The sequence below is a fragment of the Brucella sp. MAB-22 genome (assembly GCF_025908475.1).
GTDB lineage: Bacteria > Pseudomonadota > Alphaproteobacteria > Rhizobiales > Rhizobiaceae > Brucella > Brucella anthropi.
The window spans coordinates 2542836-2559289 of the sequence record NZ_CP109782.1 but is presented as its reverse complement, the minus strand read 5'-3'; the positions used below and the strand labels follow the sequence as shown (position 1 = coordinate 2559289).

The window sequence follows — 16454 nt, the reverse complement described above, 5'->3', positions numbered from 1 at the left end:
CAGCGCACTGTCTGATGCGGGGGCGATGAGCTTCGCCCTTGCTTGAAAGCGAAGTCAGGATAGGCATATGTCGGGCCAGAAGTCAGGAATAGGCGATAATTCGCGCGAGCGTAAACCGGGGCCGGTGGATTCCGAACCGTTCAAGCGCGCTCTAACGGCTTGTGTCCGTGCCATTTCCGGTGAGCATGAGCTGGAAGTGGCGTTCACCAACGACCGCCCGGCATTAAGCGCCAATCGCGCCCGTCTTCCCGATCTGCCGAAGCGCCCGACTGCGCACGATATCGCCGTCACCCGTGGCCTCGGCGATTCCATGGCGCTGCGTCAGGCACGTCACAATCCGCGCATTCACGCGGCCCTTGCCCCGGAAGGAAAGCAGGCGCGCGCGATTTACGACGCTGTCGAGCAGGCGCGTGTGGAAGCCATCGGCGCCCGCGCCATGGCAGGCATGGCGGATAATCTCACCACCATGCTTGCGGACAAATATTCGAAAGCCAATTTCTCTGCAGTTACCGCCAAGGAAGATGCGCCGCTTGAGGAAGCCGTATCGCTTCTGCTGCGTGAAAAGCTGACCGGACGGTCCGCCCCTGCCGAAGCCGGACAGGTGCTCGAGCTGTGGCGCGAGTGGATCGAGCAGAAGGCCGCAGCCGACATTGCGCGGCTTGGCGACAATCTCGAAGACCAGCAGGCCTTTGCGCGCACGGTGCGTGACATGCTCGCCTCCATGGATATGGCGGAGGAGCTGTCGCAGGAAGAACCGAGCGACGAAGAAGAGCAGAACGACGAGCAGATGCCGGATTCTGACGAGAACGAGGAAGGTGGTGACGAGAGCCAGGAAGGTTCCGATTCCGCTGAAAGCGAAGAATCCGACAGTTCGAGCGATGAAGGCGAGCAGGGCGAAATGGACGCCGCCGATGCTTCTGCCGACGACATGGATGACAGCGACGATATCGACGCGGAAACGCCGGGCGATACACGCCGTCCGAACCAGCCTTTCGCCAATTTTGCCGAACATGTCGACTACAAGGTCTTCACGCGAGAGTTCGATGAAGAGGTTGAAGCGGTTGATCTTTGCGACGAGGCGGAACTAGACCGCCTTCGCAGCTTCCTCGACAAGCAGCTTGCCAATCTGCAAGGTGTGGTGGGGCGTCTGGCCAACCGCTTGCAGCGCCGCCTGATGGCGCAGCAGAATCGCTCCTGGGATTTCGATCTGGAAGAGGGCTATCTCGATTCGGCCCGTCTGGTGCGCATCGTCATTGATCCGACGCAGCCGCTTTCCTACAAGCAGGAGCGCGATACGGATTTTCGCGATACGGTCGTGACGCTGGTTCTGGACAATTCCGGCTCCATGCGTGGTCGTCCGATCACGGTCGCCGCGACCTGCGCGGACATTCTGGCCCGCACGCTGGAGCGTTGCGGCGTGAAGGTGGAGATTCTCGGTTTCACCACCAAGGCGTGGAAGGGTGGCCAGTCACGCGAAGCGTGGCTTGGACGCGGCAAGCCTGCCAATCCGGGTCGCCTCAATGATCTGCGCCATATCGTCTACAAGAGCGCCGATGCGCCCTGGCGGCGGGCACGGCGCAATCTCGGCTTGATGATGCGCGAAGGCCTGCTCAAGGAAAATATCGACGGTGAGGCGCTGATCTGGGCGCATCAGCGGCTGCTGGCGCGTCCCGAGCAACGCAAGATCTTGATGATGATCTCGGACGGCGCCCCCGTCGACGATTCGACACTTTCCGTCAATCCGGGCAACTATCTCGAACGCCATCTGCGCGCCGTGATTGAAGAGATCGAAACACGCTCTCCGGTGGAGTTGATTGCAATCGGTATCGGCCATGATGTCACGCGCTATTATCAGCGTGCTGTCACCATCGTTGATGCGGAAGAACTGGCAGGCGCGATGACGGAGCAGCTCGCCTCGCTGTTCGAAGAGCAGGGTGCTGCAGCCTCGGGCAGGGGACAGCGCCGCGCTGGCGGACGATAAAAATCAGGGATAGAAAAGGGCGCTTGAAGCGCCCTTTTTCATGCCTGCTGTTTGGTTGCAGCCAGAACGATTTCGCGTATGCACACGCCCTGGGGCTGTTCATAGGCATAGAGAATGGCGCGGGCCACATCGTCGGCTGAAAGCACAGGCGCGCCCATTTCTTTCTTCCATGCTTCGTAACCGGCCTTGATACCGGCGTCGCTGGTATGGCTCAGAAGTTCCGTTTCCACGGCGCCTGGCGCGATCGTCACGACACGGACATTATGTGGCGAAAGTTCTTCGCGCAGGTTTTCCGACATGCCGTGCACGGCGAACTTCGTGCCAACATAGGCGACATGATTGGCGAAGGTCTTGCGGCCAGCCACCGAGCTGATGTTGATGATTGTGCCGTGCTTGCGCGCAGCCATGCCAGCCGAGACAGCATGAATGCCGTTGAGAAGGCCTTTGACATTGACCTCCAGCATCCGGTCCCATTCATCCGGGTTCTGCTTGCTCACTTCACCCAGCAACATCACACCGGCATTATTGATGATAGCATCGGCAGGACCGAACTTGGCTTCGGCTTCCTGGACGGCTGCCACAAGCGCCTTCCGGTCAGTGACGTCGACGGATTTGCAGAGCGTGTCTGGCAGGTTGAGCTTTTCCATCGCGTCCAGTCGGCGCGCCAGAAGCAGCAATGGATGACCGCGATGGGCAAACATTTTTGCAGTGGCAAGGCCAATGCCCGAGCTTGTGCCGGTAATAATGACGAGTGGAAGTTTTTCCTTATTCAAGGACATCTAATCAATCCTTACCTAAATATAAATATAGTCAACCGAAACAGGAAAGCCGACGTTTGAATAATTTCAGGCGTCTTTTGCTTTCTATACGTAATATAGAAATCCGTTCCGATAAGGAAAGACCGCAGGAAAAAGCTGCGGTCTGTCGGAAAGCGGTTCATACAGGGGATATTTATTGAGGAAAACCGGTTTTCGTTGCGTTCAACGGATCGTGAATCCTCGAGAATATCAGCCAGCGTTTGTCCGGTTTGGCGCGTAAAGCGTCGGGGCAAAGACGGCGAGGATTGCGCCATAGGGGATCAGCATCAGCGTTCCCATAATGACCTTTACGAAGAAGTCGCCGAAAGCAAGCGAGGCCCAGAGCGGCACGCCAAGGCCGAAGAAGGATGCAGGTTCGGCAAGCGACGAATCGGGCATTCCGGTCAGCCTGTCGATCCAGGCGAAACCGGCTGCGAAGGCAATCGAGAAGAACAGGATTGTATCGAGCACCGAACCGAACATGGCGGCAGCAAAGGGAGCCTTCCACCAGGTCTTGCGACGCAGGCGGTCGAAGACTGTGATGTCCATCAGCTGTGCGAGAAGGAAGGCGGAGCCGGAGGCAATCGCGATACGCGGCGTGGCGAGCCAGACCGACATGATGACGCCAAGCACGAAACCGGCATAGACGACCTTGCGCGCGGCAGCGGGGCCGAAGCGGCGATTCGTCAGGTCATTGACCAGAAAGGCGATGGGGTAGGTGAAGGCGCCGTAGGTCAGCACTTCACCGAGGCCGAAATGCTGGAATGGATATTGGACAAGTATGTTCGACGCGGCAACCGCCACGCACATGGCCAGTATCGCAGGCATAAGCCGGGAATAAGAAGGTGTCTCGATTGACATTTTTTTATCCTGGGTGATGGAACCAGCAAAAAAGGCCGACAAAAGCCGGCCTTTTTTGTCGAAATTTTTGGCCGGAAGCTTAGGCAGCGACTGCTGCTTCAGCCTGCTTCTTTGCGATCTGACGCTTCAGCAGGCGAGCGCGCTGCGAAAGTTCCTTGTCGTCAGACTTGACGAGGAACGCATCGAGACCGCCGCGATGTTCAACCGAACGCAGAGCGTTGGCGGAAACGCGCAGGCGATAGCTCTGGCCGAGCGTTTCGGACATCAGCGTAACATTGCAGAGGTTCGGCAGAAAGCGGCGACGCGTCTTGTTGTTCGCGTGGCTGACATTGTTGCCGTACTGGACCGACTTGCCGGTCAATTCACAAGCGCGGGACATTTTGGTCTCACCTTCAATTACGTTCTTCAGGCCCCGACCCGAATGTCCGAATTCAAGCAATCAACGCAGTTTGATGCTGCTGGCGCGCGATCTCGGACAGGCGGCCTATTGGGAAAGTCGCGTTTCTATAGTGACAGCAGCCGTTGCAGTCAAGTGAGATTCCGTATCCATCGCGCAAAGACGCGGTTTTCCGGCTTTCGCACGGTCTTCGCGAAAGCTTGCGATCATAACTTCGCCAGTTTTGCTTGGCTTACACAGATACTGTATCGAAGAATCCCACGCAACTTTTGGGCGTTTCAATGTGGTTGAAAACCATCAGGAGACGACCAGGCGAAAAACAAGTCGCAAGATAGGATAAAGCGAATTTGCTTTGAGTTTTTGTCTTTACGCATGTCTTTATGGAAAACGGTCTCTCTCTTCCACGACGTGCTTTAGCGAAAGGAATGCGCGCATGATCGAACCGTCGCATGAGTTGAAGCCCGTCTGGCAGCGGCTGGCGCATTATGGTGTGTTGACCTTTGCGGGCCTGATCCTTGCGGGATTAACGATTGCTAGCGGGCCGGCCAGGGCCAACGATCTTTATCGGACCGAATACGATATTTCCATTTTCGGACTTTCGATTGCGCGGTCTGCCATAGAAACCACGGTCAATGGCGCCAATTACAATCTCAATGGCCGTTTTCTGACTTCCGGTCTGGCGCGTGTGTTCGACGATACGGACGGCACCGTGCACGTTACCGGGAGCGCCGTTGGGGGCAAGGTCGTGCCGAAGAGCTTCGATCTCGCCTATAAGCATGGCCGCAAGAACAAGAGCACGACGATCCGCTTCGCCAATGGCAATGTCGTCGCGGCGGAAAACCAGCCTCCGGTGAAAAAGCGCGACCCGTGGGTGGAAACATCACCGCAGGACCTTCTCAATGTGAGCGATCCGCTGAGCGCGCTCATGATACCTGCAAAGAACGGTCGGGCGGTCTGTGACCGGTCGCTGAGCGTTTTCGACGGTCAGACCCGCGCGGAGATCAAGCTTTCCTTCAATGGCACCGAATCGTTCACGACCGACGGCTTTACCGGCGAATCGGTCGTCTGCTCGGCAAAGTTCGTTCCGATTTCCGGATATCAGAAGGGCAAGAAGGCTATCGATTATCTGAGCAATCGCAGCCGGATCACGATTTCCTTCGCATCGCTCGGCAATTCGGGCATCTATGCGCCCGTGGTGGCGCGAATCGGCACGCAGATCGGCACGCTCAAGATCGAAGCCACCCGTTTTTCCAAGGTGAACTGACCGGCAGCCGGTCCCAGTTAATGCTTCGGGTGCACGCATTCCTCATGGTTGCCGAGGATTTCGATCACGCGGCACTGGTCGATGCGGCCATGTGCAGTGCATTCCAGCATGCGCTGCAATTCGGTTTTAAGCGAGAGCAGTTTTGCGATGCGGTGTTCGACATCGCTCAAGCGTGCGCGTGCAATGGCATCGGCCGCCGAACATGATTGGTCGGGATTATCCTGAAGATCAAGAAGCGTGCGGATCGCATCCACCTCGAAACCCAGATCGCGTGCGTGGCGAATGAAAAGCAGCCGCTGGACATCCTGCCGGTCATAGAGGCGGCGATTGCCATCAGTGCGCGGCGGTGAGGGTAGCAGGCCGATCTGCTCGTAATAACGAATCGTCGGCACTTTGACGCCGCTCGCTTTCGATGCTTCTCCGATCGATACATTCATGATCATTTTCCGCTTGCTCCTCTAGTCACTAGAGGATGTAGACCTTGCTCAACACAATTCAAGAGCAGTGCTGAAAAGAGCAGATCATGAGTGAAACATTGAACCAGATTCGCTTTCGCATCGACGGTATGGATTGCGCATCCTGCGCAGCCAAGATCGATACTGCCGTGCGGCGCGTGCGCGGTATCGAGGATGTGTCCGTCTCTGTCACGGCAGGCACGATGACCGTCAGCCATGATGGAACAGGCGATCTCGACAAGATTGCAAGCAAGGTGCGCAGCCTCGGCTATGGTGTGGAGCCGATGGCTCCCGAAAAAACCGTCAAGGAAAAAGCACTGGCGAAGCATGAGCATTCGCACGATCATTCTCACCACGACCACGACCACGACCACGACCACGACCACGACCACGACCACGACCACAGCGCGTGCGGCGGCCATCATGATCATCACGATCACGCCCATGAACACAATCATGAAGCCCACGACAAGGTTATTGCCGTAACGTCCAACAGTTTCCGCTTTCAGGTCGATGGCATGGATTGCGCATCCTGTGCGGCCAAGATCGATACTGCGGTACGGCGCCTGTCCGGCGTGACGGATGTGTCCGTTTCCGTGACCAATGGCGCAATGACCGTCAATCATGATGGAACGGCGAAGAGCGACGAAATCGCCGGCAAAGTGACGGCGCTGGGCTACAAGACTGCCCTTGCCAAAACCGTTGTCCCCGGTGCCGGTTCTGCACCAAAGGCGACCGGGCCGACAAAGCCACAGCCGTGGTGGCGTTCGAAAAAGGGTCAGATGATGCTGGCCTGTGGCGGCGGGCTGGTCGCGGCCTATATTGTCGGACATCTTTATCCGTCCATCGCGCTTTGGGCCTTCACGGCTGCGATGCTGATCGGTCTCGTGCCGATTGCCAAGCGTGCCTATATGGCAGCCATCAACGGCACGCCATTCTCCATCGAGATGCTGATGACGATTGCCGCCATCGGCGCAATGTTTATCGGCGCAACCGAGGAAGCTGCAGCCGTCGTTTTTCTGTTTCTGGTCGGTGAGCTTTTGGAAGGCGTTGCTGCAGGTAAGGCGCGTGCCAGCATTCAATCCCTGACTGCGCTGGTGCCGAAGACTGCCTTCCTTGAGAGAAATGGTGCGACCACGGAAGTTGCCGCCGACAGTCTGGCGGTCGGCGATGTGATTTCCGTGCGCCCCGGCGACCGTATGCCTGCGGATGGTGAAATCCTGACGGGCGAGAGCGCTGTCGATGAAGCACCGGTCACCGGTGAAAGCACTCCGGTCGGGAAGGCTGAGGGCGACACGGTTTTTGCTGGCACGATCAATGGTGATGGTGTGTTGCGGGTCCGGGTCACGGCTGCCGCGCAGGACAACACCATCGCCCGGGTTGTGCGGCTGGTCGAGGAAGCGCAGGAAGCCAAGGCGCCGACCGAACGTTTCATCAATCGTTTCTCGACCTATTACACGCCGGGCGTTGTGGTTGTGGCGGCGCTCGTCGCCATTCTGCCGCCGCTTGTTGCGGGTGGTGACTGGAATGAATGGGTTTACAAGGGTCTTGCGATCCTTCTGATCGGTTGCCCCTGTGCGCTGGTCATTTCCACGCCTGCTGCAATTGCAGCGGCTCTGTCGTCGGGTGCCCGGCGCGGCCTTCTCATGAAGGGGGGCGCTGTGCTGGAAACCATCGGCAAGATCACGGCGGCCTGTTTCGACAAGACCGGCACGCTGACAGAAGGCAAGCCGAAGGTGACAGATGTTCTTGCAGGCGACTTGTCCGAGGATGAAGTGCTGCGTCTTGCCGCGTCCCTGGATGCGGGCTCAAGCCATCCGCTGGCGCTGGCGATTGTCGGTGCTGCAGAACAGCGCAGCCTGAAACTGTCTGTCATCACGCAGGGCAAGGCCCATGGCGGCAAGGGTGTGTCTGGGGCGGTTGGCGAAATGGACCTGTTTCTGGGGTCGCGCCGCGCCGCCAATGATATTGCGGCCATTCCGGATGCACTGGCGAGCCGCATTGCCGCCTGCAACGACGAAGGCAAGACCGTTTCTGTCCTTGTCGCCAATGGCAAGATTGCGGGTGCAATCGCCATGCGTGATGAACCGCGCGCTGATGCCATTGCCGGTTTGCAGGAATTGAAAGCGGCCAATATTCGCACCGTCATGCTGACCGGTGACAATCGCCGCACGGCGGAAGCAATCGGACGCGATCTCGGGATCGAAGTGCGGGCCGAGCTTCTGCCGGAAGACAAGCAGCGTATTGTCGGCGAGTTGCGTAAAGAAGGTCTGATCGTCGCCAAGGTTGGTGACGGCATCAACGATGCGCCAGCCCTTGCTGCAGCCGATGTCGGCATCGCCATGGGTGGCGGCACGGATGTGGCGCTGGAAACGGCAGACGCTGCGGTTCTGCATGGCCGGGTTGGCGATGTGGCAGCGATGGTCGACCTTTCCAAGCGAACCATGCGCAATATCCATCAGAATATTGCCATAGCGCTCGGATTGAAGGCTGTCTTTCTGGTGACCACCGTGCTGGGTATTACAGGCCTCTGGCCCGCAATTCTGGCCGATACAGGTGCCACCGTTCTCGTGACGATCAATGCGTTACGGCTTCTGAGGCAACCGGTGCGATAAAACAAAAGAACCGGCGAAACCGCCGGTTCGCGTCTTTTCCTTCGAGCCGTGTTACTCGCCGATCAGAACGCGGATGCGTTCACTATATTGCTTGCCGAAAGCAAGATGTTCGGGATTGATGTCCTTCAACTCATCCACCAACTGCGGCTCGCTTTCGGCATCAGCTGCTGCAAGGCTGCTCATCAGGGCGAAATAGCCGAGAATATAATCGGACGGCGTGATGTTCTGGGCCTTGAGCACTTCCACGACCTGCGGACGGGATTCGACGCTTTTCACCATCTTGTCGAAGGAAGGCGTGGCATCCTGTCCTTCCTCTTCCGTCGCTGAAAGTTCCATACCGCCCAGCTGTTCTTGCACTTTTTCCATGCGCGACAGGAAATCTTCGCTCAGCTTGAAATTGTTGATTTCGGCAGGCGTCTGTTTCGGCGCGACATCAAGCAGATCGTCGGCAAACGCGACGCCGGTGGAAACGGGCAGGACGATAAGGGAAAGGCCGAGGAAAACGGCGCAGCCTGCAATCTTGAAACGGGAAAACACCGTCATTCTTCTATCCTCGAACTGTGGAACGATTCGCGCTCTCAAATAGCAATAGCATATGTCAGAACATATCCTTGCGCTTGCGGATTTCGGCAAACACGGCTTCGTCGGGTGCATCCTGCAGGCCGAGGCGGCTGCGAATGCCTGCATCATGCCAGCGCAGGAAGGGATTGGTCGCCATTTCAAGCGCAATGCTTGACGGCAATGTCATGCGATCGGCGGCGCGAAGCCGTGCGATCTCGGCGGCGCGTTCCTTGAGTGCGGAATTGGCCGGGTCGATGGTGAGCGCAAAGCGGGCATTGCTTTCGGTATATTCATGGCCGCAATAAACCGCCGTGTCGCCGGGAAGCGCAACCAGCTTCTGCAATGACTGGAACATGGTGAGCGGCGTTCCCTCGAAAAGCCGTCCGCAGCCCAGTGCGAACAGCGTATCGCCCGTGAAGACGGCTTTCGCATCGGGAAGATAATAGGACACTTCGCCCGCCGTATGACCGGGTGTCGCGATGACTTTCACCCGGAAGAGACCGAAGGTGAATTCGTCTCCGTCCTTAACGGTCCGGTCGATACCGGGAATCTTTGTTTCTTCGGCCTTGGGGCCGATGATGCTGACCCCGTATTTCGCTTTCAACGCTTCGTTGCCCTCGACGTGGTCGAGATGGTGGTGCGTGGTGAAGATGAAATCGAGCGTCCAGCCGCGTCGCTTCAGCGCCGCTTCTATTGCCGCTGCATCGGGTGCATCGATGGATGCTGTCAGTGCACTTTGGGGATCGTGGATAAGGACGCCATAATTGTCGCTGCGGCAGATGAACTGTTCGATTTCAAGCCGTGGTGCGATGCTGTTCATGGCGTCCTTCCTTTTATTAGGATGCGGTCTTGTTGTCTTCCGTCAGTGAATGCTTCTGGATAAGCGGCATTTGTAAAAGCGTGAAGACAATGGTGATGGGCATAATGCCCCACACCTTGAACGATACCCAGGCATCGGTTGAGAAATTCCGCCAGACAACTTCGTTGACCACGGCGAGGAAAATGAAGAACAGACCCCAGCGCAGCGTCAGCTTTCGCCAGCCTTCGGCATCGAGACGGAAGGCTGAATCAAACACATAGCCGAGCAGGGACTTGCCGAAGAAGAGCCCGCCGAGCAGGATCGCACCAAACAGCGTGTTGACGATAGTCGGCTTCATCTTGATGAAGGTGTCGTTGTGCAGCCAGAGCGTCAGCGCTCCGAACACCAATACGACAATGCCGGAGACAAGCGGCATGATGGGCAGGGTGCGCGTCATTGTCCATGAAATGGCGAGCGCGATTACGGTTGCGCCCATGAATAGCGCCGTTGCCAGAAAGATCGGTGCGCCGATGGACGCCAGCACCGGAAAACGCTCGATCAGCATTTCGCCACGCGCATTGGCAAAGAAGAAGACAAGAAGCGGCCCCAGCTCCAGCGCAAGCTTGAGCAGCGGCGGGACTTCCCGGCGTTCGGCTTCGCTTTTCTGTGACGGATCGCGTTCGAAAACGGGATGCTCCATCAGGCAACTCCTGCGATGGCGCGGGCAAAATCCTTGGCCGCAAAGGGTTCCAGATCGTCGACACCTTCGCCGACACCGATGAAATAGATCGGCAGTTTATGCTTGGCCGAGATGGCGACAAGAATGCCGCCCCGTGCCGTGCCGTCAAGCTTGGTCATGACCAGACCGTTGACACCGGCAATATTCTTGAAGATTTCGACCTGATTAAGGGCATTCTGGCCGGTGGTGGCATCGAGTGTCTGCAAGACGGTATGCGGTGCTTCCGGATCATGCTTGCCCAGCACACGCACGATCTTTGCAAGCTCGTCCATCAGTTCGGCCTTGTTCTGCAACCGTCCTGCCGTATCGATGATGAGGACGTCGCTGCCCGCTTCCTTGGCCTTTTCCCATGCGTCATAGGCAAGCCCGGCCGCATCGGCGCCGAGCTTGGAGGAGACAACTGGCGAACCGGTGCGTTCGCCCCAGATGTGCAACTGCTCGATTGCTGCGGCGCGGAATGTATCGCCTGCCGCCAGCATGACCTTGAGGCCGCCTGCGGTAAGCTTTGCGGCAAGCTTGCCGATTGTGGTGGTCTTGCCGGTGCCGTTGACGCCGACCACGAGGATGACATGCGGCTTGTGTGACAGGTCAAGCTCCAGCGGCTTTGCTACCGGGCCTAGAACTTTTTCGATTTCCGCGCCCATGATGGTGCGCACTTCCTCGCCCGTCACGTCCTTACCGTAACGACCCGAGGCAAGTGCATCGGTCACGCGCATGGCGGTTTCAAGCCCGAGATCAGCCTGGATCAGCACGTCCTCGAGATCCTGCAGCGTGTCATCATCGAGCTTGCGCTTGGTGAAAATGCCGCCGATGGATTCGCTCAATGAATTCGATGAACGGAGCAGGCCGCGACGCAGACGCTCGAACCAGGACAGCTTTGGCTGAGGCGCTGCCTCAACCGGCGCTTCTTCCTTATGTTCCTCGACGGCCTTGGCGACTTTCACCTTCTTGGGCTTCACCGGCTCCGGCTGAGGTGTTGGTTCGACCGCTTCCTCTACTACAGGTGCATCAGGAGCTTTTGCAACTTCGGGCTGTTCGAGTTCGACAGCGGGTTCCGCCTCGGGCTCGACAACAGGCTCGACAACGGGTTCAATAACCGGCTCTGGCGCAGGTGCTTCGACCGCGATTGGTTCCATCACCGGAGGCTGTTCAATCGGGATTTCGATCTCGGCAACCGGATGCTCCGGTTCAGTCTTTTCTTCCTCAACCGTTTCAGACGCAGGCTCTTCAATCGGCTCAGGCTCGCTGGCGATCACTGGCACTTCCGGTTCGGAAACGACCACTTCAACGACGGCTGTTTCGATTTCTTTGGGCGCTTCGACGGTTTCAGGAAGTTGCGTTTCTAAAGCCGTTTCCACGGCATCGGGAGCCGGTTGTTCGACTGGTTTTTCTTCGACCTCCTTCTTGCCGAAGGAGAACATTTTCTTGATGAAACCCATTGCCATGAAATCTGGTGCCCTTAAGCTTTAAGCCGCTTGCGGCTCTGCCTGACGGGTGAGGAGTTTTTCACCGTCATGGCCTGTCACGATACGTTCGATGATTTCGCCCGGTGCACCGCCGTCCACCGATGCCAGTGTAAAGCCTTCGGTGCGCGCAATACCTTCCTTCTCGACGAGAAGGCGCTGCAAGGTGCCATTCAGCGCGCCGAGGTGTTTTTCATAAGCGCGGTCGCCTTCCGCGCGCAGGCGTGCTGCACGTTCCTTGACGATTTCGCGCCGCACCTGCGGCATACGGGCGGCGGGGGTGCCTTCGCGCGCACTGTAGGGGAAGACGTGCAGGTGGGACAGTCCGCATTCCTCGACGATCTTCAGCGAATTCCGGAACATGTCTTCGGTTTCGGTGGGGAAACCGGCGATGATGTCCGCGCCGAAGACGATGTCTGGACGCAGAGAACGCACCGTTTCGCAGAAGCGGATCGAATCGTCGCGTAAGTGGCGGCGCTTCATGCGCTTTAGGATCATGTCGTCGCCCGCCTGCAGTGACAGATGCAGATGCGGCATCAGGCGCTTTTCATTGGCAATCGTATCCATCAGATCGTCATCGGCCTCGATGGAATCGATGGAGGAAAGACGCAGGCGCTGCAGATCCGGCACCTGAGTGAGAACAGTCTTCACCAGTTTGCCGAGACGCAGGCTTCCCGGAAGATCGGGACCATAGGAAGTCATGTCCACGCCGGTCAGCACCACTTCGGCATAACCGTTGCCGACAAGGCGCTTGACCTGATCCACCACCGCGCCCATCGGAACGGAGCGGGAATTACCGCGACCATAGGGAATGATGCAGAAGGTGCAGCGATGATCGCAGCCATTCTGCACCTGCACGAAAGCGCGCGCGCGACCTTCGATGGCATCGACCATATGGCTTGCGGTTTCGCGCACTTCCATAATGTCGTTGACGCGGACCTTCTCGAACTGGTTGACGCCGAAATCCGGCAGCATCCGGTAGGAATTGGATTTCAGTTTTTCCTCATTGCCAAGAATGAGGTCGACTTCGTCCATGGCGGCAAAATTGTCCGCTTCGGTCTGTGCGGCGCAGCCGGTGACGATGATGCGCGCTTCCGGGTTTTCACGGCGGGCCTTGCGGATCGCCTGACGCGCCTGTCGCACGGCTTCTGCCGTCACGGCGCAGGTGTTGAAGATGATCGCGCCATCCTTCAATTCGCCAAGTCCGGCGGCATCGGCTTCGCGTTTCATCACCTCTGATTCATAGGTGTTGAGACGGCATCCGAATGTTACGACTTCCACCGACATCAGGCTGCACCCCTGTCAGTTGGCTTGTCATTCTGGGCGTCGCGGCTCCATTCGCCGGTTGCAGGATCGAAAGTGCCTGAAAATTCCCATTCGGCGGGGCCGGTCATCATAACATGATCGTCGTCGCGCCATTCGATCTTGAGCGGGCCACCAGGAACATTGACAGTGACTGTGCGCCCAGTGCGGCGCGTGCGCACTGCCGATACGGCGGCGGCGCAGGCGGCGGAACCACAGGCGCGGGTCAGACCTGCACCGCGCTCCCATGTGCGCAGATCGATTGTCTCGGGCGAGGTGACATGGGCTATGGAGATATTGGCGCGCTCCGGAAAGATCGGATGATGTTCCAGAAGCGGTCCGAATTTTTCCAGCTCATAGGACCAGACATCACGGTCGACCCAGAAGATTGCATGCGGGTTGCCCATGGATGCAACCGACGGCGAATGCAGAACCGGCGCGTCGATGGGGCCGACCTGCAGTTCGATCATGCGCGTATCGCGAAATTCCTCGGCAAGCGGAATGTCCTGCCAATCGAAGCGCGGCTTGCCCATATCGACTGAAATCAGGCCGTCTTCGTGTTCGGTCGCGGTCAGAATTCCGGCGCGGGTCTCAAAAGTAAAGGCCTGCCGACCGGTCTCGGCGGCCAGCGCCTGAACGACGCAGCGTGTGCCGTTGCCGCAAGCCTGCGCTTCCGTGCCGTCGCAATTGATGATCGCAATATAGTTGTCGGTTCCCGCCGTGCGCGGATCGTGGATCGCCATGATCTGATCGAAGGCGGTTTCGCTGTCGCCTGCAAGACGGATCGCAGCTTCAGGCGTTATCCTGTCCGCGCGACCGCGCATGTCGGCAACGATGATCTGATTGCCGAGCCCGTTCATCTTGGCGAAGGCTGCCTTGGTGGCCATAACTATCGTGGTTCCGTTTTCCTGTGGCTTTGGTCGATAAAGCCTATGGGACAATTAGCGTCTATATGGCGGAAAAGCCCGCAAATTGCCAGTACCCGCGACAGATTGCGAAAAGTTGCGGCTCGGATGTTCGTGCAGGACAGGCGCCAATATCGGAGAAACTGTGGCCTTCCTGTCCCAGTTTCAAGATTATTAAGCGGTTTCAAGCATTCTTGAAGGGTTTGGGGGGCAAAAATGACAGGTGCCGGTGTTGCTTTTTTAACCATATAGCCATTTTATCGGTCCAATATTGTCACATTGCAGGGCTTCGGTAGGAAGTCCGGGGCATCCCCACCCCTGATGAGAAATGCGGAAATGGAGAACCAGATGGGAATTTCGAAAGCAAGTCTGCTCAGCCTCGCGGCGGCTGGCATTGTTCTGGCCGGGTGCCAGAGCTCCCGGTTCGGCAATCTCGATACGGTTTCGCCACCACCGCCACCGCCGCCCGTGAATGCGGCTCCAGCAGGCTCGGTGCAGAAGGGCAACCTTAATTCTCCTAATGCTTCGCAGTTCCCGACGGCTCCGACCACGGACCCGAATGCACAGCCCGGCACACAGGTTGCAAGCCTGCCGCCGGCATCCGCGCCTGATCTGACGCCAGGCTCCGTCGCCGGTGTCTGGAACGCATCGCTTGGCGGCCAGAGCTGCAAGATCGCGACGCCGCAGACCAAATATGGTCAGGGCTACCGCGCTGGTCCGCTGCGTTGCCCGGGCGAACTCGGCAATCTCGCTTCCTGGGCCGTCAACGGCAAGCAGCTCGTTCTCTATGATGCGAATGGCGGCACCGTCGCGTCGCTCTATTCTTCGGGACAGAGCCGCTTCGACGGACAGACTTCAGGCGGGCAGGCCGTGTCGCTTTCGCGCTAAGACATTCTTTCGCTTAAAGACAGGCGGATCATCGCGAGATGGTCCGCCGTTTTTGCAATTGAAAGGTTGAACGGAAGCAATCATGTCTTTCGACGGTAATCTGAAAGCCTTCCCCTCCGTCCGCGAACATTACGATGCGATGGTCGTGGCGGGTGATGTGGAAGCCGATCCTGCTCAACTCGAACTCACCGTCCGTTATGACCGGCTGATCGAGGAAATCTGCACCAAACGCCTGTCACGCAAGTCGAGCGCGCTCGGCTGGCTGTTCGGCAAGCGCAAGGAGGCAACGAGCGTCATCAAGGGGCTTTACGTGCACGGCGAGGTCGGGCGCGGCAAGACCATGCTGATGGACATGTTCTTTTCGCTTCTTCCGGTGGAACGCAAACGCCGTGCACATTTCAATGATTTTATGGCCGATGTGCACGAGCGCATCTATGCGCATCGTCAGGCGTTGAAGCGTGGCGAGACCAAGCAGGACGATCCGATCCCGCCGGTCGCCGATGCCTTGAGTCAACAGGCGTGGGTGCTGTGTTTCGACGAATTCACCGTGACGGATATTGCCGATGCGATGATCCTGTCGCGCCTGTTCAGCGCCTTGTTCGCGCGTGGAGTGGTGTTGGTGGCGACGTCCAACGTTGCGCCGGACAATCTTTATCGCGACGGACTGAACCGGCAGCTTTTCCTGCCCTTCATCGATATTCTCAAGCAGCATGTCGATGTGATCAATCTCGATTCGCGCACCGATTACCGCCTCGAAAAGCTCGACCGCCAGCCGGTCTATCTATCACCGCTGGGTTCTGAGACGACCAAGCGCATGGAGGCGGCCTGGGTGGCGCAAAAGGACGGTGCGCATGAAAAGCCGGATGTCATCCGCATCAAGGGGCGCGACATCGAGGTCGCCCGTGCCGTGCATGGTGCGGCGCGCTTCACTTTCGATGCGCTCTGTTCGAAGCCGCTTGGTGCCTCGGACTATATCGCCATCGTGAAGCACTATCCGACCTTGTTCATCGATGATGTTCCGGTGTTGGACTATTCACGCCGCAACGAGGCCAAGCGCTTCATTCTGCTGGTCGACGTACTCTACGATCACCACGCGCGGGTGTTCATTTCGGCTGAAGCCCAACCGGAAAAGCTTTATCTCGCCAGCAAGGGCACGGAGGCCTTCGAGTTCGATCGTACCGCTTCCCGTCTTTTCGAGATGCAGAGCGCGGACTATCTGGCGGAGCCACCCGGCAAGGCCGGTTGAAGTCGACCCTTCCCGCTATCATCATCAGACTGCCCCATCATCAGACTGCCCCAGACTGGACTTATAAGCCCGGTGGGCTATGTTGCTCACGCAATTCATGCGGAAGGCGGTGGCGCGTTCGTGCCGGACTTCTGATACGGCATCAGTTTTAAATCGGGGCCGGTTTTGAACAGGTGCACAA

The 16454-nt window shown here is 58.0% G+C and carries 15 protein-coding genes; 5 read left to right on the top strand and 10 right to left on the bottom strand.

Annotated elements, in window-relative coordinates; translation table 11 throughout:
- The first annotated feature begins 67 nt into the window (after positions 1-67).
- A complete protein-coding gene (cobT, locus tag OHI65_RS21885; protein WP_125301599.1) occupies positions 68-1981 on the top strand; it encodes a cobaltochelatase subunit CobT in 1914 nt (637 codons plus the stop codon).
- Positions 1982-2019: 38 nt separating this feature from the next.
- Here the strand turns inward: cobT and OHI65_RS21880 are convergent, their stop codons facing one another.
- The 3 genes from OHI65_RS21880 to rpmB all read right to left on the bottom strand — a co-directional run bounded on the left by OHI65_RS21880 (position 2020) and on the right by rpmB (position 4018).
- Positions 2020-2760: an SDR family oxidoreductase gene (locus OHI65_RS21880; protein WP_125301601.1), complete on the bottom strand. Its 741-nt coding sequence runs from the start codon at positions 2758-2760 to the stop codon at positions 2020-2022.
- A gap of 228 nt (positions 2761-2988) precedes the next feature.
- A complete protein-coding gene (locus OHI65_RS21875) occupies positions 2989-3639 on the bottom strand; it encodes a queuosine precursor transporter (RefSeq protein WP_125301603.1) in 651 nt (216 codons plus the stop codon).
- A 79-nt stretch (positions 3640-3718) separates the two neighbouring features.
- On the bottom strand, positions 3719-4018 hold the full coding sequence (rpmB, locus tag OHI65_RS21870; protein WP_010657607.1) for a 50S ribosomal protein L28: 300 nt from the start codon (positions 4016-4018) through the stop codon (positions 3719-3721).
- Between the two features lie 451 nt (positions 4019-4469).
- On the opposite strand from rpmB, the gene OHI65_RS21865 reads away from it, so the two are divergent.
- Positions 4470-5300: a DUF3108 domain-containing protein gene (locus OHI65_RS21865; RefSeq protein ID WP_012091120.1), complete on the top strand. Its 831-nt coding sequence runs from the start codon at positions 4470-4472 to the stop codon at positions 5298-5300.
- Between the two features lie 17 nt (positions 5301-5317).
- Here the strand turns inward: OHI65_RS21865 and OHI65_RS21860 are convergent, their stop codons facing one another.
- Positions 5318-5743 (bottom strand): MerR family transcriptional regulator, encoded by a 426-nt coding sequence (locus tag OHI65_RS21860; protein ID WP_012091121.1) that lies wholly within the window; start codon positions 5741-5743, stop codon positions 5318-5320.
- An 80-nt stretch (positions 5744-5823) separates the two neighbouring features.
- On the opposite strand from OHI65_RS21860, the gene OHI65_RS21855 reads away from it, so the two are divergent.
- Positions 5824-8370: a heavy metal translocating P-type ATPase gene (locus tag OHI65_RS21855; RefSeq protein WP_151688711.1), complete on the top strand. Its 2547-nt coding sequence runs from the start codon at positions 5824-5826 to the stop codon at positions 8368-8370.
- A 51-nt stretch (positions 8371-8421) separates the two neighbouring features.
- Here OHI65_RS21855 and OHI65_RS21850 read toward each other — a convergent pair whose 3' ends face one another.
- Genes OHI65_RS21850 through dapF form a run of 6 tightly spaced genes read right to left on the bottom strand, consistent with a single transcriptional unit; the run spans position 8422 to position 14121 of the window.
- A complete protein-coding gene (locus OHI65_RS21850; protein ID WP_094514488.1) occupies positions 8422-8913 on the bottom strand; it encodes a hypothetical protein in 492 nt (163 codons plus the stop codon).
- 55 nt (positions 8914-8968) lie between these two features.
- Positions 8969-9751, bottom strand: coding sequence for a hydroxyacylglutathione hydrolase (gene gloB / locus OHI65_RS21845; RefSeq protein WP_012091124.1), 783 nt, complete (start codon positions 9749-9751; stop codon positions 8969-8971).
- Positions 9752-9767: 16 nt separating this feature from the next.
- On the bottom strand, positions 9768-10430 hold the full coding sequence (locus OHI65_RS21840) for a septation protein A (RefSeq protein WP_012091125.1): 663 nt from the start codon (positions 10428-10430) through the stop codon (positions 9768-9770).
- On the bottom strand, positions 10430-11914 hold the full coding sequence (gene ftsY, locus OHI65_RS21835) for a signal recognition particle-docking protein FtsY (protein WP_125301607.1): 1485 nt from the start codon (positions 11912-11914) through the stop codon (positions 10430-10432). The genes OHI65_RS21840 and ftsY overlap by 1 nt, the downstream gene beginning before the upstream one ends.
- Positions 11915-11935: 21 nt before the next feature.
- Positions 11936-13219 carry a tRNA (N(6)-L-threonylcarbamoyladenosine(37)-C(2))-methylthiotransferase MtaB gene (gene mtaB / locus OHI65_RS21830; RefSeq protein ID WP_125301609.1) on the bottom strand — a complete coding sequence of 428 codons (1284 nt, stop codon included), beginning with the start codon at positions 13217-13219 and terminating at the stop codon, positions 11936-11938.
- Positions 13219-14121 carry a diaminopimelate epimerase gene (dapF, locus tag OHI65_RS21825; RefSeq protein WP_125301611.1) on the bottom strand — a complete coding sequence of 301 codons (903 nt, stop codon included), beginning with the start codon at positions 14119-14121 and terminating at the stop codon, positions 13219-13221. The genes mtaB and dapF overlap by 1 nt, the downstream gene beginning before the upstream one ends.
- A 366-nt stretch (positions 14122-14487) precedes the next feature.
- Here dapF and OHI65_RS21820 point away from each other — a divergent pair, with 366 nt between their 5' ends.
- Entirely contained in the window at positions 14488-15027 is a 540-nt protein-coding gene (locus OHI65_RS21820; RefSeq protein WP_010657597.1) for a protease inhibitor Inh/omp19 family protein, read from the top strand.
- Between the two features lie 82 nt (positions 15028-15109).
- Positions 15110-16273: a cell division protein ZapE gene (gene zapE, locus OHI65_RS21815; protein WP_012091129.1), complete on the top strand. Its 1164-nt coding sequence runs from the start codon at positions 15110-15112 to the stop codon at positions 16271-16273.
- Positions 16274-16454 lie beyond the last annotated feature (181 nt).

Bases quoted from the DNA above. Each gene is read 5' to 3' on its own strand.
- cobT (WP_125301599.1), top strand. From the start codon at position 68: ATGTCGGGCCAGAAGTCAGGAATAGGCGATAATTCGCGCGAGCGTAAA.
- OHI65_RS21880 (WP_125301601.1), bottom strand. From the start codon at position 2,760: ATGTCCTTGAATAAGGAAAAACTTCCACTCGTCATTATTACCGGCACA.
- OHI65_RS21875 (WP_125301603.1), bottom strand. From the start codon at position 3,639: ATGTCAATCGAGACACCTTCTTATTCCCGGCTTATGCCTGCGATACTG.
- rpmB (WP_010657607.1), bottom strand. From the start codon at position 4,018: ATGTCCCGCGCTTGTGAATTGACCGGCAAGTCGGTCCAGTACGGCAAC.
- OHI65_RS21865 (WP_012091120.1), top strand. From the start codon at position 4,470: ATGATCGAACCGTCGCATGAGTTGAAGCCCGTCTGGCAGCGGCTGGCG.
- OHI65_RS21860 (WP_012091121.1), bottom strand. From the start codon at position 5,743: ATGATCATGAATGTATCGATCGGAGAAGCATCGAAAGCGAGCGGCGTC.
- OHI65_RS21855 (WP_151688711.1), top strand. From the start codon at position 5,824: ATGAGTGAAACATTGAACCAGATTCGCTTTCGCATCGACGGTATGGAT.
- OHI65_RS21850 (WP_094514488.1), bottom strand. From the start codon at position 8,913: ATGACGGTGTTTTCCCGTTTCAAGATTGCAGGCTGCGCCGTTTTCCTC.
- gloB (WP_012091124.1), bottom strand. From the start codon at position 9,751: ATGAACAGCATCGCACCACGGCTTGAAATCGAACAGTTCATCTGCCGC.
- OHI65_RS21840 (WP_012091125.1), bottom strand. From the start codon at position 10,430: ATGGAGCATCCCGTTTTCGAACGCGATCCGTCACAGAAAAGCGAAGCC.
- ftsY (WP_125301607.1), bottom strand. From the start codon at position 11,914: ATGGCAATGGGTTTCATCAAGAAAATGTTCTCCTTCGGCAAGAAGGAG.
- mtaB (WP_125301609.1), bottom strand. From the start codon at position 13,219: ATGTCGGTGGAAGTCGTAACATTCGGATGCCGTCTCAACACCTATGAA.
- dapF (WP_125301611.1), bottom strand. From the start codon at position 14,121: ATGGCCACCAAGGCAGCCTTCGCCAAGATGAACGGGCTCGGCAATCAG.
- OHI65_RS21820 (WP_010657597.1), top strand. From the start codon at position 14,488: ATGGGAATTTCGAAAGCAAGTCTGCTCAGCCTCGCGGCGGCTGGCATT.
- zapE (WP_012091129.1), top strand. From the start codon at position 15,110: ATGTCTTTCGACGGTAATCTGAAAGCCTTCCCCTCCGTCCGCGAACAT.